Annotated in this window: 18 protein-coding genes and 1 tRNA gene; 16 read left to right on the top strand and 3 right to left on the bottom strand. The window is 60.7% G+C overall.

Annotated elements, in window-relative coordinates; translation table 11 throughout:
* The first annotated feature begins 238 nt into the window (after window positions 1-238).
* The 9 genes from thrS (at window position 239) to BLU46_RS04490 (ending at window position 7,692) form a co-directional block, all read left to right on the top strand.
* On the top strand, window positions 239-2,161 hold the full coding sequence (gene thrS / locus BLU46_RS04530; RefSeq protein WP_093199059.1) for a threonine--tRNA ligase: 1,923 nt from the start codon (window positions 239-241) through the stop codon (window positions 2,159-2,161).
* On the top strand, window positions 2,161-2,712 hold the full coding sequence (gene infC / locus BLU46_RS04525) for a translation initiation factor IF-3 (protein WP_169875357.1): 552 nt from the start codon (window positions 2,161-2,163) through the stop codon (window positions 2,710-2,712). The genes thrS and infC overlap by 1 nt, the downstream gene beginning before the upstream one ends.
* Window positions 2,713-2,771: 59 nt before the next feature.
* The gene (gene rpmI, locus BLU46_RS04520; RefSeq protein WP_002553160.1) at window positions 2,772-2,966 is read left to right on the top strand and encodes a 50S ribosomal protein L35; all 195 of its coding nucleotides are present in this window, start codon (window positions 2,772-2,774) and stop codon (window positions 2,964-2,966) included.
* A gap of 28 nt (window positions 2,967-2,994) precedes the next feature.
* A complete protein-coding gene (rplT, locus tag BLU46_RS04515) occupies window positions 2,995-3,351 on the top strand; it encodes a 50S ribosomal protein L20 (RefSeq protein ID WP_003219940.1) in 357 nt (118 codons plus the stop codon).
* Window positions 3,352-3,460: 109 nt separating this feature from the next.
* The gene (gene pheS, locus BLU46_RS04510; protein ID WP_063031643.1) at window positions 3,461-4,477 is read left to right on the top strand and encodes a phenylalanine--tRNA ligase subunit alpha; all 1,017 of its coding nucleotides are present in this window, start codon (window positions 3,461-3,463) and stop codon (window positions 4,475-4,477) included.
* A 26-nt stretch (window positions 4,478-4,503) separates the two neighbouring features.
* On the top strand, window positions 4,504-6,882 hold the full coding sequence (pheT, locus tag BLU46_RS04505; RefSeq protein WP_093199055.1) for a phenylalanine--tRNA ligase subunit beta: 2,379 nt from the start codon (window positions 4,504-4,506) through the stop codon (window positions 6,880-6,882).
* A 3-nt stretch (window positions 6,883-6,885) separates the two neighbouring features.
* On the top strand, window positions 6,886-7,188 hold the full coding sequence (gene ihfA, locus BLU46_RS04500) for an integration host factor subunit alpha (RefSeq protein ID WP_002553164.1): 303 nt from the start codon (window positions 6,886-6,888) through the stop codon (window positions 7,186-7,188).
* On the top strand, window positions 7,169-7,525 hold the full coding sequence (locus BLU46_RS04495) for a MerR family transcriptional regulator (protein ID WP_003219935.1): 357 nt from the start codon (window positions 7,169-7,171) through the stop codon (window positions 7,523-7,525). The genes ihfA and BLU46_RS04495 overlap by 20 nt, the downstream gene beginning before the upstream one ends.
* Window positions 7,526-7,615: 90 nt before the next feature.
* A tRNA-Pro gene (locus BLU46_RS04490) sits at window positions 7,616-7,692 on the top strand.
* Window positions 7,693-8,241: 549 nt separating this feature from the next.
* On the opposite strand, the gene BLU46_RS04485 is transcribed toward BLU46_RS04490, so the two are convergent.
* The 3 genes from BLU46_RS04485 to BLU46_RS04475 form a co-directional block, all read right to left on the bottom strand.
* Window positions 8,242-9,075: a CmcJ/NvfI family oxidoreductase gene (locus BLU46_RS04485; RefSeq protein WP_063031639.1), complete on the bottom strand. Its 834-nt coding sequence runs from the start codon at window positions 9,073-9,075 to the stop codon at window positions 8,242-8,244.
* A 28-nt stretch (window positions 9,076-9,103) separates the two neighbouring features.
* Window positions 9,104-9,844: an SDR family NAD(P)-dependent oxidoreductase gene (locus tag BLU46_RS04480; protein ID WP_093199052.1), complete on the bottom strand. Its 741-nt coding sequence runs from the start codon at window positions 9,842-9,844 to the stop codon at window positions 9,104-9,106.
* A 92-nt stretch (window positions 9,845-9,936) separates the two neighbouring features.
* Window positions 9,937-12,087 (bottom strand): TonB-dependent receptor family protein, encoded by a 2,151-nt coding sequence (locus tag BLU46_RS04475; RefSeq protein ID WP_093199047.1) that lies wholly within the window; start codon window positions 12,085-12,087, stop codon window positions 9,937-9,939.
* Window positions 12,088-12,520: 433 nt separating this feature from the next.
* On the opposite strand from BLU46_RS04475, the gene BLU46_RS04470 reads away from it, so the two are divergent.
* From BLU46_RS04470 to BLU46_RS04440, 7 genes are read left to right on the top strand one after another with little or no spacing between them, the layout of a single operon-like run.
* Window positions 12,521-14,224 carry an ABC transporter substrate-binding protein gene (locus BLU46_RS04470; RefSeq protein WP_093199044.1) on the top strand — a complete coding sequence of 568 codons (1,704 nt, stop codon included), beginning with the start codon at window positions 12,521-12,523 and terminating at the stop codon, window positions 14,222-14,224.
* Entirely contained in the window at window positions 14,221-15,153 is a 933-nt protein-coding gene (locus BLU46_RS04465) for an ABC transporter permease (RefSeq protein WP_093199041.1), read from the top strand. Before BLU46_RS04470 ends, BLU46_RS04465 begins: the two co-directional genes overlap by 4 nt.
* Before the next feature lie 23 nt (window positions 15,154-15,176).
* Entirely contained in the window at window positions 15,177-16,430 is a 1,254-nt protein-coding gene (locus BLU46_RS04460) for an acyl-CoA dehydrogenase family protein (protein WP_093199038.1), read from the top strand.
* A 32-nt stretch (window positions 16,431-16,462) separates the two neighbouring features.
* A complete protein-coding gene (locus tag BLU46_RS04455; RefSeq protein ID WP_093199035.1) occupies window positions 16,463-17,515 on the top strand; it encodes an NADP(H)-dependent aldo-keto reductase in 1,053 nt (350 codons plus the stop codon).
* A 15-nt stretch (window positions 17,516-17,530) separates the two neighbouring features.
* The gene (locus BLU46_RS04450; protein ID WP_093199032.1) at window positions 17,531-18,394 is read left to right on the top strand and encodes an ABC transporter permease; all 864 of its coding nucleotides are present in this window, start codon (window positions 17,531-17,533) and stop codon (window positions 18,392-18,394) included.
* Window positions 18,391-20,049, top strand: a complete 1,659-nt coding sequence (locus BLU46_RS04445; protein WP_093199028.1) for a dipeptide ABC transporter ATP-binding protein — start codon at window positions 18,391-18,393, stop codon at window positions 20,047-20,049. Before BLU46_RS04450 ends, BLU46_RS04445 begins: the two co-directional genes overlap by 4 nt.
* Window positions 20,050-20,086: 37 nt before the next feature.
* Entirely contained in the window at window positions 20,087-21,487 is a 1,401-nt protein-coding gene (locus tag BLU46_RS04440) for an LLM class flavin-dependent oxidoreductase (RefSeq protein WP_081253184.1), read from the top strand.
* Window positions 21,488-21,512: the final 25 nt, after the last annotated feature.

Raw genomic sequence — 21,512 nt, 5'->3', positions numbered from 1 at the left:
GACCGTTCATCTGTGCTAGCATCTTCCGCTTGGCTATTTTCCGGCGCGCCCTATGCCGCCTCGCCAAGGTCTTTTTTGTTTAACTCCAGTCACTCTGGTTCGATTACCGGTTGGCCGAAAGGCTCCTGCCGCTGTAAGGCAGGCGTTCATCATTGAACGGCCTGGTGTTGGATCTTGTACTGGCTCATCCCAACCCACGTGACCTTTGGTAGGGGTCACCACTAGGAGAGGAGGCGCCATGCCAACTATTACTCTTCCCGACGGCAGTCAACGTTCATTCGATCATTCGGTTTCCGTAGCCGAGGTCGCCGCATCCATTGGTGCCGGCCTGGCCAAGGCCACCGTGGCCGGCAAGGTCGACGGCAAGCTGGTTGACGCCAGCGACCTGATCACCGGCGATGCCAGCCTGCAAATCATTACGCCCAAGGATCAAGAGGGGCTGGAGATCATTCGCCACTCTTGTGCGCACCTGATTGGCCACGCGGTCAAGCAGCTGTACCCAACCGCGAAGATGGTCATCGGCCCGGTCATCGACGAAGGCTTCTATTACGACATCGCCTACGAGCGTCCTTTCACTCCGGACGACCTGGCGGCCATCGAGCAGCGCATGCATGCGCTGATCGAAAAAGATTACGACGTCATCAAGAAAGTCACTCCGCGTGCCGAAGTGATCGACGTGTTCACTGCTCGCGGCGAAGACTACAAGCTGCGCCTGGTGGAAGACATGCCGGATGAGCAGGCCATGGGCCTGTATTATCACGAAGAATACGTCGACATGTGCCGTGGCCCGCACGTGCCGAACACGCGCTTCCTCAAGTCGTTCAAGCTGACCAAACTCTCCGGTGCCTACTGGCGCGGTGACGCGAAGAATGAACAGCTGCAGCGGATCTACGGCACTGCCTGGGCTGACAAGAAGCAGCTGGCAGCCTACATCCAGCGCATCGAAGAAGCCGAAAAACGCGATCACCGCAAGATCGGCAAGCGCCTGAACCTGTTCCACCTCCAGGAAGAAGCGCCGGGCATGGTGTTCTGGCACCCGAACGGCTGGACTCTGTACCAGGTGCTCGAGCAGTACATGCGCAAGGTTCAGCGCGACAACGGCTACCTTGAGATCAAGACGCCGCAAGTCGTTGACCGCAGCCTGTGGGAGAAATCCGGGCACTGGGCCAACTACGCCGACAACATGTTCACCACTCAGTCGGAAAACCGCGACTACGCCATCAAGCCGATGAACTGCCCGTGCCACGTACAGGTGTTCAACCAAGGCCTGAAGAGCTACCGCGAGTTGCCGATGCGCCTGGCCGAGTTCGGTGCCTGTCACCGTAACGAGCCATCGGGTGCCCTGCACGGCATTATGCGCGTGCGTGGCTTCACTCAGGATGACGCCCACATCTTCTGCACCGAAGAGCAGATGCAGGCCGAATCCGCTGCGTTCATCAAGCTGACCATGGACGTTTATCGCGATTTCGGCTTCACCGAAGTCGAAATGAAGCTGTCCACTCGTCCGGAAAAGCGCGTGGGTTCCGACGATCTGTGGGATCGCGCCGAAGCTGCACTGGCCGCAGCACTGGACAGTGCGGGGCTTGCGTACGACCTGCAGCCGGGCGAGGGTGCGTTCTACGGTCCGAAGATCGAGTTCTCGCTGAAAGATTGCCTTGGTCGCGTCTGGCAGTGTGGTACCCTGCAGCTCGATTTTAACCTGCCGATCCGTCTGGGAGCCGAATATGTCTCCGAAGACAACAGCCGTAAACACCCGGTTATGCTGCACCGGGCGATCCTCGGCTCGTTCGAACGGTTCGTCGGGATCCTGATCGAGCACTACGAGGGTGCATTCCCTGCGTGGCTGGCTCCGACCCAGGCAGTGATCATGAATATCACTGATAAACAGGCAGATTTTGCCGCTGAAGTTGAAAAAACTCTCAATGAAAGCGGATTTCGTGCCAAGTCCGACTTGAGAAATGAAAAGATCGGCTTTAAAATCCGCGAGCATACTTTGCTCAAGGTTCCCTATCTTTTGGTTATCGGAGATCGGGAAGTCGAGATGCAGACTGTCGCTGTGCGTACTCGTGAAGGTGCTGACCTGGGCTCGATGCCCGTCGCCCAGTTCGCTGAGTTCCTCGCGCAAGCGGTTTCCCGGCGTGGTCGCCCAGATTCGGAGTAATTATTATTAAGCGTGAAATGAGACAAGATAAACGAGCTGCACCGAAAGCCCCGATCAACGAGAATATCTCGGCACGCGAGGTTCGGTTAATTGGCGCTGACGGCGAGCAGATTGGCATCGTCTCGATTGATGAAGCGCTTCGTATTGCTGAAGAGTCCAAATTGGACCTGGTGGAAATCTCCGCCGATGCAATCCCACCCGTTTGCCGGGTGATGGACTACGGCAAGTCGATCTTCGAGAAGAAGAAGCAGATTGCCGCGGCGAAGAAGAACCAGAAGCAGATTCAAGTAAAAGAAATCAAGTTTCGTCCAGGGACGGAGGAAGGGGATTACCAGGTAAAACTGCGCAACCTGGTACGTTTCCTGAGTGATGGGGACAGGGCCAAGGTATCCTTGCGATTCCGCGGCCGTGAGATGGCCCACCAGGAGCTGGGGATGGAACTCCTCAAGCGGGTTGAAGCTGACCTGCTCGAGTACGGTTCGGTCGAACAGCATCCTAAGATGGAAGGACGCCAGCTTATTATGGTCATCGCCCCGAAAAAGAAGAAGTAATCAATAGGGCACGGCAGGCCTTCTGATTATGTTTATCAACTGAATGCGGAGTACCGAACATGCCAAAGATGAAAACTAAAAGTGGTGCTGCTAAGCGGTTTCTGAAAACTGCTAACGGTATCAAGCACAAGCACGCTTTCAAGAGCCACATCCTGACTAAAATGTCGACCAAGCGTAAGCGTCAACTGCGCGGTAGCAGCTTGCTGCATCCGTCTGACGTTGCAAAAGTCGAGCGCATGCTGCGCCTTCGTTAATTTTAGTCAAGAATAGAGGAAGTAACTCATGGCTCGTGTAAAGCGTGGCGTCATGGCGCGTAAGCGCCACAAGAAAATTCTGAAACTTGCTAAAGGCTACTACGGCGCGCGTTCACGCGTATTCCGTGTTGCCAAGCAAGCGGTTATCAAGGCTGGCCAATACGCCTACCGTGACCGTCGTCAGAAAAAACGTCAGTTCCGCGCTCTGTGGATCGCTCGTATCAATGCTGGTGCACGTGTTAACGGTCTGTCCTACAGCCGTTTCATCGCTGGCCTGAAAAAAGCGTCCATCGAGATCGACCGTAAGGTTCTGGCTGATCTGGCAGTGAACGAAAAAGCGGCGTTTGCTGCGATTGTCGAGAAAGCTAAAGCCACCTTGGCTTAAGTACCCCCGACAGTCACCCTGGGTCGCTTCCGCGGCCCAAGGTGTTAAACGTCTTAAATAGGGGAAGAGCCTTCAAGCTCTTCCCCTATTTTGTATCTGGAGTCTGTACATGGAAAACCTGGATGCGCTGGTCTCTCAAGCACTAGAGGCTGTGCAACGCGCAGAAGATATCAATGCCCTGGAGCAAATCCGGGTTCACTACCTTGGCAAAAAGGGTGAATTGACTCAGGTGATGAAGACCCTGGGGAATTTGCCGGCTGAAGAGCGTCCGCAAGTCGGTGCGCTGATCAACGTGGCCAAGGAGCGTGTTACAGAGGTTCTCAATGCGCGCAAGGCGTCGCTCGAGGAGGCCGATCTTGCGGCCAAGCTCGCCGCCGAGTCCATTGACGTAACCCTGCCTGGCCGTGGCCAGACCTCGGGCGGTCTGCATCCGATTACCCGGACTCTGGAACGTATCGAGCAGTTCTTCACCCACATCGGCTACGGCATTGCCGAAGGCCCTGAGGTCGAAGACGACTATCACAACTTCGAGGCGCTCAACATCCCAGGCCACCACCCGGCCCGGTCGATGCATGACACCTTCTATTTCAATGCGAACATGTTGCTGCGCACCCATACCTCGCCGGTACAGGTCCGCACCATGGAATCGCAGAAGCCGCCGATCCGCATCGTCTGCCCAGGCCGTGTGTACCGCAGCGACTCCGATATCACCCACTCGCCGATGTTCCACCAGGTCGAAGGCCTGCTGGTTGATCGCGACATCAACTTCGCCGACCTCAAAGGCACCATCGAAGAGTTCCTGCGGGTGTTCTTCGAGAAGGAGCTGGCGGTGCGTTTCCGTCCCTCGTTCTTCCCGTTCACCGAGCCATCCGCTGAAGTCGATATGGAATGCGTGATGTGCAGCGGTAAAGGCTGCCGCGTCTGCAAACAGACCGGCTGGCTGGAAGTGATGGGTTGCGGCATGGTTCACCCCAACGTGCTGCGCATGTCCGGGATCGACCCGGAAGAATTTTCGGGCTTTGCCTTCGGCATGGGCGTTGAGCGTCTGGCCATGCTGCGTTACGGCGTGAACGACTTGCGTCTGTTCTTCGACAACGACTTGCGGTTCCTCGCGCAATTTCGCTAGTCGTAACGGATCTTTAGGAGAGCAGGATGAAATTCAGTGAACAATGGCTGCGTGGCTGGGTAAGCCCGCAGGTAAGTCGCGACGAGCTGGTTGCCCGTCTGTCGATGGCCGGCCTTGAGGTCGATAGCGTTACGCCGGCCGCCGGTGTTTTCAGTGGCGTGGTAGTGGGCGAGGTGCTGAGCACCGAGCAACACCCGGACGCTGACAAGTTGCGTGTGTGCCAGGTCAGCAACGGCGCGGAAACCTTCCAGGTCGTGTGCGGAGCGCCAAACGTGCGCCCGGGCCTGAAAATCCCGTTCGCCATGATCGGTGCCGAACTGCCAGGCGACTTCAAGATCAAGAAGGCCAAGCTGCGTGGCGTTGAGTCCAACGGCATGCTGTGCTCCCAGGCGGAGCTGCAGGTCGGTGAAGGCAATGATGGCCTGATGGAACTGCCGGCCGACGCGCCGGTGGGCCAGGATATCCGTGTCTACCTGGAACTGGAAGACGCCAGCATCGAGGTCGACCTGACCCCGAACCGCGGCGACTGCCTGTCCCTGGCGGGCCTGGCCCGTGAAGTCGGTGCGCTGTACGCCGCCACCGTCAGCCGTCCGGTGGTTGCCGCCGTGCCTGCCGTGCACGACGAAGTGCGTTCGATCGAGGTGCTGGCCCCTAACGCCTGCCCACGTTACCTGGGTCGTGTGATCCGTAACGTCGACCTGTCCAAGCCAACCCCGCTGTGGATGGTTGAGCGCCTGCGTCGTTCCGAAGTACGCAGCATCGATGCTGCCGTCGACATCACCAACTACGTGATGCTGGAACTGGGTCAACCGCTGCACGCTTTCGATCTCGCTGAAATCAATGGCGGCATTCGCGTGCGCATGGCCGAGGAAGGCGAGAAGCTGGTACTGCTCGACGGCCAGGAAGTCAGCCTGCGTGCCGACACCCTGGTGATTGCTGACCATTCCCGCGCCCTGGCGATTGCCGGCGTGATGGGTGGCGAGCACAGCGGCGTGTCCGCAACCACTCGCGACATCTTTCTCGAAAGCGCCTTCTTTGATCAGATCGCCATCGCTGGCAAGGCCCGTTCCTACGGCCTGCACACCGACGCCTCGCACCGCTACGAGCGTGGCGTGGACTGGCAACTGGCCCGTGAAGCCATGGAGCGCGCCACTGGCCTGCTGCTGGAAATCACTGGCGGCGAAGCCGGCCCGATCATCGAAACCGTCAGCGAGCAGCACCTGCCGTCGGTTGCACCGATCGTTCTGCGTGCCAAGGCCGTTGAGCAAATGCTCGGCCTGGTGATCGAGCCGGTTGAAATCGAGCGCCTGCTGTCGGCACTCGGCCTCGGCATCTCTGCAGGTGAAGCAGGGCAGTGGCACGTAGAAGTGCCAAGCCATCGCTTCGATATCAGCCTGGAAGTCGACCTGATCGAAGAGCTGGCCCGCCTGTACGGCTACAACCGCCTGCCGGTTCGTTACCCGCAAGCGCGCCTGGCGCCGCAGCCGAAAGCTGAAGCCCGTGCACATCTGCCGGAACTGCGTCGCCTGCTGGTTGCCCGTGGTTATCAGGAAGCGGTGACCTACAGCTTCATCGATCCGAAGCAATTCGAACTGTTCAACCCGGGTGTCGAGCCGCTGTTGCTGGCTAACCCGATCTCCAACGACATGGCCGCCATGCGCTCGTCGTTGTGGCCTGGTTTGGTAAAAGCGCTTTCCCACAACCTGAACCGTCAACAAGACCGTGTGCGCCTGTTCGAAAGCGGTCTGCGTTTTGTCGGTCAGTTGGACGGCCTGAAGCAAGAGCCGATGCTGGCTGGCGTCGTCTGCGGCAGCCGTCTGCCGGAAGGCTGGGCACAAGGCCGCGACACCGTCGACTTCTTCGACGTCAAGGCCGATGTGGAAGCGGTGCTGGGCTTTGCCGGTGCGCTGGATGCCTTTACCTTCACCCCTGGCAAACACCCGGCGTTGCACCCGGGCCAGACTGCACGTATCGAACGTGAAGGTCGCCTGGTGGGCTTCGTTGGCGCGATTCACCCTGAACTGTCGAAAACCTTGGGGCTGGACCGTCCAGTCTTCGTTTTTGAGCTAGTCTTGGCTGAAGTGGCATCGGGCAAAATGCCTAAATTCAGCGAGTTGTCGCGTTTCCCTGAAGTGCGACGTGATCTGGCGTTGATTGCCGATCAAGGTGTTGCGGCCAGTGCTGTTCTGGACGTAATCCGTGAAAATGCAGGGGAATGGCTGACAGACCTCAGGCTATTTGACGTCTATCAGGGTAAAGGCATTGATCCGCATAGAAAAAGCCTTGCAGTTGGCTTGACCTGGCAGCATCCATCGCGCACTCTTAATGACGATGAGGTGAATACGACGACACAAAATATCCTCACCTCGCTCGAACAAAGGTTGAACGCCACGTTAAGGAAGTGACGTATGGGGGCTTTGACGAAAGCTGAGATGGCGGAACGTCTGTATGAAGAGCTGGGCCTGAACAAGCGCGAGGCCAAGGAATTGGTCGAGCTGTTCTTTGAAGAAATCAGGCACGCTCTTGAAGACAACGAACAGGTCAAATTGTCCGGTTTCGGCAATTTTGACCTGCGGGACAAACGCCAGCGGCCTGGCCGCAATCCAAAAACGGGAGAAGAAATCCCGATCACGGCTCGCCGTGTGGTCACCTTTCGTCCAGGGCAGAAGTTGAAGGCCCGAGTTGAGGCTTATGCTGGAACCAAGTCATAACGACGAACTGCCCGTCATCCCAGGCAAACGCTACTTCACCATTGGTGAAGTCAGCGAGCTCTGTGCGGTAAAACCGCACGTGCTGCGCTATTGGGAGCAGGAGTTTCCTCAACTCAACCCCGTCAAACGCACCGGGAACCGTCGGTATTATCAGCGCCAGGATGTGCTGATGATCCGACAGATCCGTGCGTTGCTGTACGACCAGGGGTTCACCATCAGTGGCGCGCGCCAGCGTATGTCCGGTGATGAAGCCAAAGACGACACCACCCAGTACAAGCAAATGATCCGCCAGATGATCTCCGAACTCGAAGATGTGCTGGTGGTTTTGAAGAAGTAATTCCGGCTTTTAAAATACTTCCACATTTCAAAAGCTTGCGGTATATTCCTGATCGCTTCGTTGCGAAGCGAACCCAGTAAAACGCCTAGTCGGGGCGTAGCGCAGTCCGGTAGCGCACTAGCATGGGGTGCTAGGGGTCGAGTGTTCGAATCACTCCGTCCCGACCATATATTTCAATGAAAAGGCCAATGCACACAGCATTGGCCTTTTTCATTTGCGTGACTTTTGCGGGATGCCCTTATTTCCCCGCTTGCCTTAACTTGCCGATTAAACTTCCAAGACAATCCTCACTTGAACAAGCACCGATCCCGGCGGTAACTCGTCACAAAATCCTCAATGGTCGGCAGCGGGCCGAACAGTTTCTGCTGCCGTTCGATGATCGTGGCTGATATAGCCGCTTTTTCGCACCCACGACAACACGGCAATGCCGTCCCGGAGCGATGGAGCGGGCCTGGCATCAACGGCCTCAGCAACGTGACCAGACGCGAGAATGCAGGTTTCGCAACGACGAGCCGACCCGGCACGCGTATGAATGCCGCCGCCACCATTGGTCCGGTAGGCGACATCGCAGAAGATATCGACGCTTTGATTCAGCACCGAGGCAGGCAAGTCGGGTGCTGCTTCAATGGCGTACCGCGCCAGGTCAGGTGAGTAGCCTTCAAACGCGTGGTCGGACGTGCGCTCCGAAGTTACCAGGCCTCTCTCCAGACTCGCCCTCACTCCCCAAAAAACACCAACGCCCGCACCTCGATACTCCTCCTTGGCGGTGCATCCACCGGCGTAGTCGGGTCATCAAACGCCGTATGTGCGCTGCGCCTTGCAACATCGCTACGCGAGTCATGGATCTTCAACAGCAGCACCTCATCCGGCCGCAACTGCGGGTAGTAATACCAGCGATGTGCGGGATTGGCCTTGACCGAAAAAGTCTCGCCAACCTTGTCCCGATACACCAGGTCGCTGGGCAGCAAGTCGCTCTCGGCCATGCTTCGCGCATCGCACAGGGCGAGTGGGGTACTCAGGACCGGCGCACCAATCGGCCGCCAGACGTTAATAATCGCAAACCGTTTCAGCAGCCGCTGTTCAGCCTCATCCGCAGGCAAATGATCACGTACCCTGCGAATCGCCGAGCGCTCGGTCTGGTCGTTATGCACGTACCGCACCGGCTCACGCAGCCCGCGGTCCTCGCGTCCGTGCTCGTCCACCCGGATGGTGTGGTCGAAGATCACCACTTTCACCGCTCCGGTCTGTTGCTTGAGCAAGGCTTCGGTTTCCGGATAGTAGTGTTCACGGACCTGATCATCGTTTTCCAGGTCAGGCACCGTGCTGGTGTGGTCGATCCTTTCGAAACCGTTGCGATCCAGATGAGCCGGTTCGTCGAGCAACCGGGCGTTGTGAATACTCACTTGGGTGGGGTCCAGCACGCCGTTGCGCTTGGGTGTGCCGTCTGGCTGCGGAAAGGTGTAGTTCACCGGTCGCTCGCCGGTGTCCAGCAGGTAGTTGAGTTCGCCGATGACCGATGGCGGGGCGAGATGAGTCTGATGAGTTCCCATGAACAATCCTCCAGGCGTGAGGCGGTTTTCAGAAGGGTTCCTTGAAGGGCCGCAGGTCCAGTTCCTGGGTCCAGGCGCTGCGCGGTTGGGTGTGCAGGTACCAATAGGCGTCGGCGATGTCTTCGAGTTTCAGCGCACCGTCTTCCCCCAGTCGCGCCAGGTAATCCGGGGCCCGGCTTTGCACGCGCTCACCGTCGATGGCGCCATCGATGACCACATGGGCGACGTGCACGTTTTGTGGCCCGAACTCGCGGGCAAATGACTGGCTCAGTGAGCGCAAGCCCGCCTTCGCGGCAGCAAAGGCGGCGAACGGTGGCTTGCCTCGCAATGAAGCGGTAGCCCCGGTGAACAACAGGCTGCCGCCACCACTGTCGAGCAGCAAACGGGTGGCCTCGCGGGCAAACAGGAAGCCGCCCAGGGTCGAGGCCCGCCAGGTCTGCTCGAACAGCTGCGCGCTCAACTCCAGGGTGGGCGCTGCGACGGAGTTGCCGACATTGAAGATCGCGGCCTTGAGGGGGCCCAACTGGCTGATCTGCTGGCTGGCGGCGATCACCTCGGACTCGATTCCCGAGTCCGCCACGATAGCTACCGCATCCCCGCCGAGCGCACGGATGCCCTCGACCACAGCCTGCAACTTGTCGGGGCTCCTGCCGCTGACAGCCACCTGCAAACCCTCCCGCGCGAAGCGTCGCGCCAGCGCCGCTCCCAGGCCGGCCACGGCACCCACACCGGCAACCCACACCACAGGCTCGGATCGAGACTCAGACATTAGCCACTTCCTCAATGAGATACGTGGCTAACAATTTACCCATCGCCGGGCGTGAGGAATAAGAACATCGACAGCTAAGGTTATGCGATGACTCAATAGCGCATTTCCACCGCCACATAAGCCCCAATCCCATCCCCCGGATACAACGACGCCGTATCCTGGCCCTTCGCGTCATACAACGGCTGCACCGCAGTCACGTACTTCTGATTGGTCAGGTTCTTCACATCCAGCGACACCTTCCAGTCCTTGCTCGGCGTTTCATACCCCACGTTCGCCCCGAAGATTGTGTAGGAGGGCGCGTAGAAGCTATTGGCATAGTCCACCGCCGTACGCGAAGCCGACTGCACGTTCACCCCGGTATAGAAGCCCGCCGGGTGCTGATACTGCACCTCGCCCTGATAGATATGCTTCGGAATTCCCGGCAGTTGGTTGTCGCCGAAGGTCGGGTCGTGCCGGTAGTAGAAGTCGTTGTAGGTGTACACCTGGCGCAGGGTGATTTTTTCACCCGAGGTGTTTTCCCACAGGCGCGTATTCAAGCCGGCCTCGATCCCTTGATGGATCGTCGGTGTGGCGTTGAATGCACCGGTTACCGCCGCTGCGGTGGAGGTGGCCGGAATGATCTGCACGTTGAGCAATTCATTTTTCACCCACGAGCGGTAGAGCGCCAGGCTGCCGTCGAAGATGCCCGATGAACCCTTGATCCCGACTTCCACGGTATTGGCTTTCTGTTCCACCAGCGGCCGTACGTACGGCGAGGTCGGCCCGGAGCCGGAGTATTCCCACGACGCCGGTGGGTCGACGGAGCGGCTGACGTTGGCGAACACTTGCAGTTGCGGGGTGAACTCGTAACGCACGCCGATTCGCGGTGCCAGGCTCCAGTTGTCGTAGGTGACATCGCTCGGGTACGTGGTGGTGTTGGCCACCAGGGCTTCCTTGACGTCGGCATGGCGCCGTACGTTGATCGCCGAGACGCCACTGGTCAGCCATAGGCCGTCCACCAGTTCCAGGTCGTTGCCCACGGAGAACACGTGATCGAAAGACGAGCTGTAGTCGACGAACTTGCGGGTCTGTTTGTTGGCGAAGGTGGAGTCGACCTGGCCCTTGAGGTGTTCGGTGGAGGTGAAGGCCAGGCTGGAGCGGCTTTCGTGGCCGAACAGGGTGTCGCGGCGGTCGTAGTTGATCACCGCGCTCAGGTCATGCCAGTCCCAGTAGCTGGGGTTGCTCGGGCTGTTCGGGCTGTTGTTGTGGGCGTACTGGTAGTAGACGAAGCCCACCGACAGGGTGGCGTCGTCCTCAAAGGTGTAGGTGGTCTTGCTGCCCAGCCATACGCTGCCGGGGCGACGGCTGCCGGCGCCGCTGCTTTCGGCGGTGGCACTGGCGCGGTCGGAGTGGTGCTTCACCGCATCCAGGGTGGTGGCGCTCGGGTCGTTGTGGAACTCGTCGCGGTAACGCAGCATCACCCGGGATTCGAGTTGCGGGCTGAAGCGGTAGCCAAAGTTCGCCACTACGCCCTGGCTTTTCGACAGGCTGTAATCGCGGTAGCCATCGCTGCGGTAGTTGTCGGCATTCAGGTAGTAATCGAACGCGCCCTCGACGCCGCCGACACTCAGGCTTTGCTTGTTGTAGCCGTAGCTCCCGGTTTCCGCGCGCACCCGTAGCCCGGGCGCGGTGTAGCCGGTCTGGTTGACGAAGTTGATGGCGCCGCCAAGGCTCAGTGCGCCGTACTGGAAGGCGTTGGCGCCGCGCAGGATTTCGGTGTAGTTCACCCCCGAGCCGTTGAGGAATTCGTAGGGTGTGCCGCCCGGGCCGGTGATCGGCAGGCCGTCGAACAGGAACTTGATGCCCTCACGGAAATACCCCGGCGAGGTGTTGGCCCCTGAGCCACGGATGGAGATCTTGGCCGCGTCATTGCCACCGGTGGACTGCACGAACACACCCGGTTGATAGGCGAGGGTGTCCTGCAAGGTGGCGGTCCGTCCCTTGGCCACCTGTTCGCTGTCTACCACGCTGGTGCCGCCGGGCACCTCGGACAACTGACTCTTTGCCGCCTCAACGGGCGTGATTTTTTGTGCCTCCACCGTCACGGTCTTTAGCCGCGTACCGGTTGTCGGTGTGACCTCATCCTCTGCCTGTGCGCTGGCGGAAAAGACCAGGGCCGAGCCCAGTCCCAGCATCGCCAGCCAAGTGGCTTGCCGAACGGCAAGTGTCAACTTTTGCAACTCTCCCCGAAAGATCGGATCCATTAAGCGTGTTCCTTGTGAATAGATAAATGAGCCCCAGCTTTCTATTCGAATAGTCATGCCTGTTTCGCTCTGAGCAGTTTCTATGCCAATGCTATTTTCCAAGAATTACGGGCGCTTAGTGGGGGAGAAGTGTTCTGCGGGATACTTTGTTTTGAATCAGTGTTTAATTTTCAACAGTTAACTCTGTTGGCCGGATTTGCTTCAACTGTCGCAAACGCAACAGTTGATAAGCAGTGTGTAAAGCTACCAACAACTTAAGGTCGTATAACGGGTATAACCATATAAGTGTTTGCTATGGATTTTCCCGGTCTGTAAGGGTTTCGTACCTGTTTAGTGATCAGGATGGCGTTTCTGAAAGTCTGGCATGCTCACTGCATTACAGCCTGTAGTTGCAAACTTTCAGTGTTTATCGAGTTCCTCTAAGGAAGCGTCATTGACAACCATTCTGAAACTGTCGGCGGTTATATCACTGTCCCTGGCGATCAATGCCTGTTCACCGGCTGCGGCACCACAACATGAAACTTCGGTGGCTGATGGCACTGTGACTAACGGTGTGGTGACTTATTCGGCGACGGACTTTTATGAGCCTTCACCGGGTCGCAGCGGTGGAACTTTGCGAGTGTCCGCCGCCTCCGACGCCGGCAGTTTCGATGTTCACGCCTTATCCAACGGCAACATCCAATGGATGGGCCGAATTCTCTACGACTGCCTGGTGTACCAGGACGAGCAGGGCAATATCAGCCCATGGCTGGCCCGTTCCTGGGACATCTCCGAGGACGGCAAGACCTACACCTTTCACCTGCGCGATGACGTGACCTTCAGCGACGGCGAGAAATTCAACGCCCAGGCGCTGCAAACCAACCTGGAGCACATGCGCGATCCGGCGACCAAGTCCCCGCTGGCGGCGGCCTACATCGCGCCATACCTGGGCGGCAAGGTCATCGATGACTACACCTTCGAAGCCCACTTGCGTGAACCCTACACACCCCTCCTCGACGTGCTGGCGCAGTCCTGGCTGAGCATGATCTCGCCAAAACAGATCCGCGAAGCGCCCAAGACCATCGCTGAACATCCCATCGGCAGCGGCCCGTTCCTGTTGCAGAGCTACACCCGTGACCAGGGTGCGGTGTTCATCAAGCGCCCCGGCTACGACTGGGCACCACCGGTGACAAGGCATAAGGGGGAGGCCTACCTGGACCGCATCGAGTTGAGCTACGTCCCCGAAGCCATGATCCGCTTCACGGCGCTGGAGTCCGGCCAGTCGGATTTCGCCCTCGACGCGCCGGCCCAGAACGCCGCTGCGATCCGCGCCAACCCGAACCTGGTGATGCGCAGCCGGATCCGCAAAGGCAACCCGAGCCGCAGCATGACCTTCAACGTTGAACAGCCACCGTTTGACGATGTACGCGTGCGCCGCGCAGTCGCCAAGGCCATCGACCGCGAAGGGTTGGCGTGGATTTCCGGCTTCGGCGAATACATCGCCAAGGCGGATTTCCTGGCGGCCAACACCCGGTTTTATCAACCCAACAACGACGCCCTGGCCTACGACGTCAAAGCCGCTAATGCGCTGCTGGACGACGCCGGCTGGACCGGGCGCGATGCCCAGGGTTATCGCACGAAGGATGGGCAGCGCCTCAAGGCAACAATGCTGTCCTATGACAACCCGGCGTTTCCCGCCAGCGTCTCGGTGGCCATCCAGGCCGACCTGAAAAAAGTCGGGTTTGAGATGCCCATCGAAATGCTGCCGCTGACCCGGGTGACCGAGAAACGCTACGCCGGGAAATTTCAGGCACTGGCCGGCGGTTACTGGCACACCAACACACCCGACGGCCTGTTCGTGCTCTATCACAGCCAGGCCATCAGCACCGACAAGATCATCGGCCAGAACGTCGGGCGCTTCCGTGATGCCGAGCTGGATCGGGTACTCAGCGCCGCTCGCCAATCCCGCGACCCGGTTGAATTGCAGGCGCTCTACGGCGAAGCGCAAAAGCGCCTGACCGAAACCGTCCCGGCGGTGCCTTCGGTGGAAAGCCAGGTGCTCACCGCGTATGGCCGGCAAGTTCAAGGCGTGATTTTTGATACCTCCCACAACGTACCGTTCTTCACCAGCATCTGGCTGGACCGGGGGCAACCATGAGCCTGTTCAAATCCATCGCCTGGCGCCTGCTGGCGGGCATCGGCGTACTGTGGGGCGCTGCGACGCTGACCTTTCTCGCCGTCAATTTCAGCGGCGGAGATACGGCGCTGGCAATCCTCGGCGGCCCGGACTCGATGCCCACACCGGAGCTGCTGGCCCGGGTGCGTGCCGAATACGGCCTGGACCAGCCCCTGATCGTGCAATACGGCAATTACCTGGTACGCCTGGCCCATGGCGACCTCGGCGAGTCCTATCGCCTGCGTATTCCGGTGCAGCAGGCGATTGCCGAGCAGATCGGCGCCACCATTCAACTGTCCTTGAGCGCCGCGCTGCTGGCAGTGGTGTTGGCCCTGGTGTGCGCGATCCTCACCGCCAACCGTTCGCGCTGGGTGCGCTCAGTCGTCTCCGGCAGCGAACTGGTGCTGTCGTCGGCGCCTTCGTTTGTGATCGGCATGTTGTTGTTGCTGGTGTTTTCGTTTCATTGGCACTGGTTGCCGCCGTCCGGTTCCGTAGGCTGGCGCTCCTTGATCCTGCCCTCGGTTGCGCTGGCCTTGCCGGTGGCTGCGGTGCTGACCCAACTGCTGCGCCAGTCCCTGGAAGACACCCTCGAACAACCCTTTATCGCCATGGCCCGTGCCCGCGGCCTGTCCGAAACCGCCGTGCGCCTGCGTCATGCCTTGCGCCACGCGCTGGTGCCGTTGGTGACCCTGGCCGGGTTCGTGTTCGCCAGCCTGCTGGGCGGCGCGGTGGTGGTGGAATTGCTGTTTGCACGCCAGGGCATCGGGCGCTTGATGCTCGATGCCACCAGCAACAAAGACGTGCCGATGGTGCTGGGGGTGACCCTGCTTGCGGCCACGGTGTACGTGCTGGTGAACCTGGCCGTCGATTTGATCAACCGCTGGATTGACCCCCGGGCCAATCAGGCGTGAGTGTCTTTGAAGAAGGAAAAACCATGAGTGCTTCGATCCCCGCTGCGGTGAGTTATGCCGACTTGCACCAGCGTTTTGCCGACGTATTTGCACGGATAGCCGACACCGCCGTCGCCCGCGAGCAGCAACGCGAGCTGGCCCATGACGCGGTGGCGTGGCTGCGGGAGGCCGGCTTCGGTGCCCTGCGTGTGCCGCAGGCATTGGGCGGCCTGGGCGCGAGTTTGCCGCAGTTGTTTCGCCTGTTGATTGAACTGGGGGAGGCCGATTCAAACCTGCCGCAGATTGTGCGCGCGCATTTCGGGTTTGTTGAAGGCCGGATTTCCAGCCGTGACAGCGAGTCCCAGGATTACTGGTTCGCCAAAGTCGTCGACGGCGAACTGTGGGGCGCCGCCATGGCCGAGCGCACCGATACCACCCGCAACTCGGTGACCCTCAGCGCAGTCGATTCCGGCTGGCAGCTGGACGGCGAGAAGTACTACTGCACCGGCACGCTGTACGCCAACTGGATCGCCGCCGTTGCCCTGGATGGCGAGGATTTTGTCAGCCTCGCGGTACGTACCGATGCGCCAGGCGTCACCGTCGAGGATGACTGGGACGGCTTCGGTCAGCGCCTCACCGGCAGCGGCACCACCCGCTTCAAGGCGGTCGACGTACCGGCGCAGCACATCGTGCGACGCTTCAAGAAAGACGAGCTGCGCGCCGAGTCCTACCTGAGCGCGTTCTACCAGCTGTTCCACCTGGCGACCCTGGCCGGCATCGCGAATGCGGTGCTGCGCGATGCCACCGAATTCGTCAAAGGCCGCACCCGCGCGTTTGGCGTGCCGGGGCAATCGAGCCCCAAGGATGATCCGCTGGTGCAGCGGGTGATCGGTCGCCTGTCGAGCCTGGCCTATGCCGCTCGCACCCAGGTGCTGGCCGTTGCCGAGGTCCTTCAGGAGGTGCACGAAGCAGAGCAGGGTGGCTACGCCAACGAAGAGCATTACACCGAGGCGGAGATCCGTGCCTATCAGGCGCAACAGATCGTGCTGGAACAGGTGCTGGAAGCCACCACGCTGCTGTTCGAAGTCGGCGGCGCCTCCGCCACCAGCGAGTCGCGTCGCTTCGACCGGCATTGGCGCAACGCGCGCACCCTGGCCTCCCATAACCCGGCGATCTTTCGCGAACGCGCCCTGGGCAACTACTACCTCAACGACGTCACCCCCACCGCCGCCTGGCGCAGTCTGCAAGCCGCCGACGCCGAGCAGCAGGCCGCTCGCGACGAAGCGAGTGCGGTATGAGCCTTCAACCCTTGAATAAAAAAGGATCACCCATGCGTTACCGCCAACTGGGCCACAGCGACATCCAAGTCAGCGTGCTGGGCCTGGGCACCATGACCTGGGGCCACCAGAACACCGAAACCGATGCCCATCAGCAGATTGATTTGGCGCTGGCCGAAGGCATCAACTTCATCGACACCGCCGAGATGTACCCCACGCCCACCAAGGCCGAAACCTGGCGCACCACCGAGCGCTATATCGGCAGTTGGCTGGCGGCCAGTGGTCGCCGGGACGAGGTGATCCTGGCGAGCAAAATCGCCGGCCCGGCCCGTGACCCCAGCAGCCAGCAGCACATCCGCGACGGCCTCAGCCACCACGACCGGCGCAACATCGTCGAAGCCCTGGACGGCAGCCTCAAACGCCTGAACACCGACTACCTCGACCTCTACCAACTGCACTGGCCCGACCGCACCACCAACATCTTCGGCCAGCGCGAATACCCCTATCAGGCAGACAACCAGAGCGTGGCCATCGAGGAAACCCTGGCGGTGCTGGCCGATCAGGTCAAGGCCGGCAAGGTGCGTCACATCGGCGTTTCCAACGAAACCCCGTGGGGCGTGGCCGAGTTTCTCAAGCAAAGCGAACGCCTCGGCCTGCCGCGGATTGCCAGCGTGCAAAACCCCTACAGCCTGCTGAATCGCCTGTACGAGGGCGGCCTCTCGGAGTTCACCCACCGCGAAGGCGTCGGCCTGCTGGCGTACTCGCCGCTGGCCTTCGGTGCGCTCACCGGCAAATACCTGGGCGGCGCACGTCCCGAGGGTTCGCGGCTGTCGGCGGTGTACCGCACCTTCAACCGCTATGACAGCGCCTCGGCCCAGGAAGCCATTACCGGCTACGTGGAAATTGCCCGGCAACACGGCCTCACCCCGGCCCAGTTGGCCCTGGCCTTCATCATCGACAAACCCTTCGTCACCAGCGCGCTCACCGGGCAAACCAGCCTGGCGCAATTGCGCGACAACCTCGGCGCGCTGGACGTGAGCCTCAGTGACGAGATCAAGGCGCAGATCCAGGCCATCCACCAGCGCATTCCCAACCCTGCGCCCTAGAACGAGGAGCCTGGCATGACGCAAACCATTGAAACGTTGAGCGGCATTCGCCCGTTGCGTCTTGCCGGGCTGACCCGGCTGCGGCCCGGCCTGTTGCTCGCCGGGGTGTTTGTTGCCCTGTTGCTGTTGGCCGCCGTTGTTCCGCAATGGCTGGCCCCCTATGACCCGCTGGAGGCGTCGGCGCGCCTGGCGTTCCAGGCACCGAGCAACGTGTATTGGCTGGGCACCGATGAGAACGGGCGCGATGTGCTCAGCCGGTTGATTTATGGCGTGCGCTCGTCGCTGTTCATGGGCATCGCCGCTACGGCGCTGGGACTGGCCTGGGGCACCTTGCTCGGGTTGATCGCCGGCCTTGGTCCGCGCTGGCTGGATGGCGCCCTGATGCGCGGTATCGACGTGTTGCTGTCGTTTCCCGACCTGTTGCTGGCGCTGGTGATCATCACGTTTTTCGACCAGGGCACGGCCAACCTGATTCTCGCGATAGGCATCGCCGGCGTGCCGCGTTATGCGCGGCTGGTGCGGGCGCAAACCCTGAATGTGCGCAACGCCGGCTACGTCGAATCCGCTGTCACCCTCGGCCAATCCCATCTGGCGGTGGTGCTGCGGCACATCCTGCCGAATGCGTTCAAGCCGGTGCTGATCCTCGCCACCATCGGCGTCGGCGGCGCGATCACCGCCGGCGCCGCCTTGAGCTTCCTCGGCTTTGGCGCACCGCCGCCGGCGCCAGAGTGGGGCGGGATGATGTCCATCGGACGCAGCTTCCTGGCCAATGCGCCGTGGCTGGTGGCCTGGCCCGCCCTGATCATCACCCTGACCGTTGTCTCCATCAGTGCCATCGGCCGCGAACTCTTGCGCCGCAGCGAAGGAAAGCCCCTATGACGATGAACATCCACACCCTCGGCCCGCTGGTCGACATCCGCGACCTGACGGTCCGTTTTGGCCAGGCCGAGCCGGTATTACACGGTGTCAGTCTGCAGTTGCATCGTGGTGAATGCCTGGCGCTGGTGGGGGAGTCGGGCTCCGGCAAAAGCGTCACCGCCCGCACCCTGGCCGGCCTCACGGGCAAGGACGCCCACGTCCAGGCCGCCAAGCTGGCCTTCCAGGGCGTCGACCTGCGCCAGCTCAATGAGCGGGCCTGGCAGCAACTGCGCGGCGCGAGCATCGGCTTTGTGATGCAGGACGCCCTCGGCGCGCTGGACCCGCTGCGCCGCGTCGGTGCCGAGATCGAAGAACCGTTGCACCTGCACACCGCATTGGGCCTGGAAGCGCGCCGCCTGCGGGTGCTGGAACTGCTGCGGGATGTGGGCGTGCCGGAACCGGAACTGCGCGCCAGCCAATACCCCTGGCAACTTTCCGGTGGCTTGCGCCAGCGTGCGTTGATCGCCTCGGCCATCGCCTGCAACCCACGGCTGATCATTGCCGATGAACCCACCACGGCACTGGACGCCACGGTGCAGGCCCAAGTTATCGCGCTGCTGGAAAGCCTGCGGGGTGAGGACAATGCGCTGCTGATGGTCAGCCATGACCTGTCGGTGGTCTCGCGCCTGGCCGATCGCGTGGCGGTGATGCGCCACGGGGTGATCGTGGAGGAGGGCAGCACCGAGCAGGTCCTGCAAGACCCGCGTCATCCGTATACACAACTGCTGCTGCGGGCGGCCAAGGCCGTGCACTTCCAGCCCACACGGCGGTTGCTCACGGCGGTCGAACCCGAGCCTGCGCCCCAGGGCGAAGTACTGCTGGAAGCGCGTGATCTGTCCAAAACCTTTGTTGGCCCCGACGGCAAGACCCGCACGGTGCTGAACCAGGTGTCGTTGCAACTGCGTCGTGGCGAAACCCTGGGAGTGGTGGGCGAATCGGGCTGCGGCAAGACCACCTTGACCCGCCTGATACTTGGCCTGGAAACCGCCGATGCCGGCGAGGTATGGATCAAGGGCCAGCGCTGGTCCGACCTCGACACCCGGCAAAAACGCGAAGCCCGGCGTGCGGTGCAAGTGGTGTTCCAGGACCCCCTCAGCTCCTTCGACCCGCGCTACACCGTGCAGCGTGTGTTGTTCGAAGCGCTGGTGGTGGCCGGCGTTCCTCGTCACATACGACGCGACCGTGCCCTGGAACTGCTGGAACTGGTGCGCCTCGATGCCAGCGCCTTGTCCCGCCGGCCTATCGAACTCTCCGGCGGCCAACGCCAACGGATTGCGATTGCCCGGGCCCTGGCTTCCGAGCCCCAAATCCTTATCTGCGATGAACCGGTCTCGGCGCTGGACGTGTCGGTACAGGCACAGATCCTGGAGCTGCTCGACGACCTCAAGCGCCGCCTCGGCCTGGCCTGCCTGTTCATCTCCCACGACCTGGGGGTGATCAACCACGTCAGCGAGCGCGTGCTGGTGATGAAGGCCGGCGAAGTGGTGGAGTCCGGCTCGGTACGCGCCGTGTTCGACCGCCCGGCCCATGCCTATACCCGCGCGCTGATCGACGCGATCCCGACCCTTGAAACCGACTACACGCCAGTCCCGTTCTACCTGAACGTCGCGATCTGACGTATTGGAAAACGTATCTACGAAAGGAGTGCTCCAGGTGCCCAAGCAACTGCACGTGAATTTGTTTGAGATGAACTGCGTCAGTCACATCGTCCATGGTTTGTGGGTGCACCCGGACAACAACCGGCACCGCTTCAACGACCTCGACTACTGGACCGAGCTGGCGCAATTGCTGGAATACGGCACCTTTGACGGTGTGTTCCTGGCCGACGTGATTGGCACCTACGACCGTTTTCGCGATGGCCCTGAAACCTCGTTGCGTGAAGGCATGCAGATCCCCAGCAACGACCCGCTGCTGGTGATTCCGGCGATGGCCGGGGTGACCAAGAACCTTGGTTTCGGCGCGACCTTTTCCACCACCTACGAACCGCCGTTCGCCTTCGCGCGGCGCATGAGTACCCTCGATCACCTGACCAAGGGGCGGGTGGGTTGGAACATCGTCACCTCGTACCTGCCGAACGCGGCGCGCAACTTCGGGCACGACACTGAGGTGGTCCATGATCACCGCTACGAGATCGCCGACGAATATCTGGACGTGTTGTACAAACTTTGGGAAGGCTCCTGGGACGACGACGCGGTGATTGTCGACCGCGAGCGCCGGATCTACACCGATCCGGACAAGGTGCGCTATATCAACCACGTAGGGGAGCACTTCAAGGTTGCCGGTCCGCACTTGTGCCAGCCTTCGCGGCAACGTACGCCGGTGTTGTTTCAGGCCACCGGGTCACCGGCGGGCATCGAGTTTGCCGGGCGGCATGCTGAAGTGGTGTTTACCGGGGGTAATGATGCACCGGCGGTGCGGGCGAATATCCAGGCGATGCGGCAGAAGGCAGTTGAGCATGATCGCGATCCGGCGGGGTTGAAGTTTATTGTGATGGCGGGGGTGATCGTCGGGCGTACCGATGAGGAGGTGAGTGCCAAGCTCGACAGTTATCGCAGGCTGGTGAGTGTTGAGGCGTCGCTGGCTCATGGGCAATCGGCGATTGATTTGACGGCGTATTCGCGGGATACCTTGATCAGTGATCTGGTGAGTCGGCGGGTCAAGGGGTGGGAGAGTTTGAGCCGGTACAAAGCGGACTCCACTGTGGGCGCGGTCTTGGCCCAGCTTGGCGGCTTCAACCGTGAGCGTTTTTTCGTTGCCGGTACACCTACGGTGGTGGCTGATGCGATTGAGAAATGGCTGGATGAGGATGGGATCGATGGGATCAACCTGAGGCAGTATCTGTCGTTTGAAACGGCGCGGGATTTTATTGAATTGGTGGTGCCGGAGTTGCGTCGTCGGGGGCGGTTTCGTGAGCGGTACAACGAGGGGGAGACGCTGCGGGAGCGGTTGTTTGGGGCCGGGCGGGCTCGGTTGCCGAGTGATCATTTTGGCGCGCGTTATCGGGATCCGGCGGCGTTGCTGAAGCCGGCGTTGCCGTTGCGGTTTCCGGCGTGAGTGGTGTGCCTGAGGGGGTTCTGTA

It is taken from the genome of Pseudomonas yamanorum, assembly GCF_900105735.1.
GTDB lineage: Bacteria > Pseudomonadota > Gammaproteobacteria > Pseudomonadales > Pseudomonadaceae > Aquipseudomonas > Aquipseudomonas yamanorum.
This window is presented reverse-complemented; position numbering and strand designations above follow the sequence as displayed.

Excerpts from the sequence above, each read along its gene's own strand:
- BLU46_RS04480 (WP_093199052.1), bottom strand. The coding sequence starts at position 9,844 with ATGTCTGAGTCTCGATCCGAGCCTGTGGTGTGGGTTGCCGGTGTGGGT.
- pheT (WP_093199055.1), top strand. The coding sequence starts at position 4,504 with ATGAAATTCAGTGAACAATGGCTGCGTGGCTGGGTAAGCCCGCAGGTA.
- BLU46_RS04445 (WP_093199028.1), top strand. The coding sequence starts at position 18,391 with ATGACGATGAACATCCACACCCTCGGCCCGCTGGTCGACATCCGCGAC.
- BLU46_RS04455 (WP_093199035.1), top strand. The coding sequence starts at position 16,463 with ATGCGTTACCGCCAACTGGGCCACAGCGACATCCAAGTCAGCGTGCTG.
- BLU46_RS04460 (WP_093199038.1), top strand. The coding sequence starts at position 15,177 with ATGAGTGCTTCGATCCCCGCTGCGGTGAGTTATGCCGACTTGCACCAG.
- BLU46_RS04475 (WP_093199047.1), bottom strand. The coding sequence starts at position 12,087 with ATGGATCCGATCTTTCGGGGAGAGTTGCAAAAGTTGACACTTGCCGTT.
- BLU46_RS04465 (WP_093199041.1), top strand. The coding sequence starts at position 14,221 with ATGAGCCTGTTCAAATCCATCGCCTGGCGCCTGCTGGCGGGCATCGGC.
- rpmI (WP_002553160.1), top strand. The coding sequence starts at position 2,772 with ATGCCAAAGATGAAAACTAAAAGTGGTGCTGCTAAGCGGTTTCTGAAA.
- BLU46_RS04485 (WP_063031639.1), bottom strand. The coding sequence starts at position 9,075 with ATGGGAACTCATCAGACTCATCTCGCCCCGCCATCGGTCATCGGCGAA.
- thrS (WP_093199059.1), top strand. The coding sequence starts at position 239 with ATGCCAACTATTACTCTTCCCGACGGCAGTCAACGTTCATTCGATCAT.
- BLU46_RS04495 (WP_003219935.1), top strand. The coding sequence starts at position 7,169 with ATGCTGGAACCAAGTCATAACGACGAACTGCCCGTCATCCCAGGCAAA.
- rplT (WP_003219940.1), top strand. The coding sequence starts at position 2,995 with ATGGCTCGTGTAAAGCGTGGCGTCATGGCGCGTAAGCGCCACAAGAAA.
- ihfA (WP_002553164.1), top strand. The coding sequence starts at position 6,886 with ATGGGGGCTTTGACGAAAGCTGAGATGGCGGAACGTCTGTATGAAGAG.
- pheS (WP_063031643.1), top strand. The coding sequence starts at position 3,461 with ATGGAAAACCTGGATGCGCTGGTCTCTCAAGCACTAGAGGCTGTGCAA.
- BLU46_RS04450 (WP_093199032.1), top strand. The coding sequence starts at position 17,531 with ATGACGCAAACCATTGAAACGTTGAGCGGCATTCGCCCGTTGCGTCTT.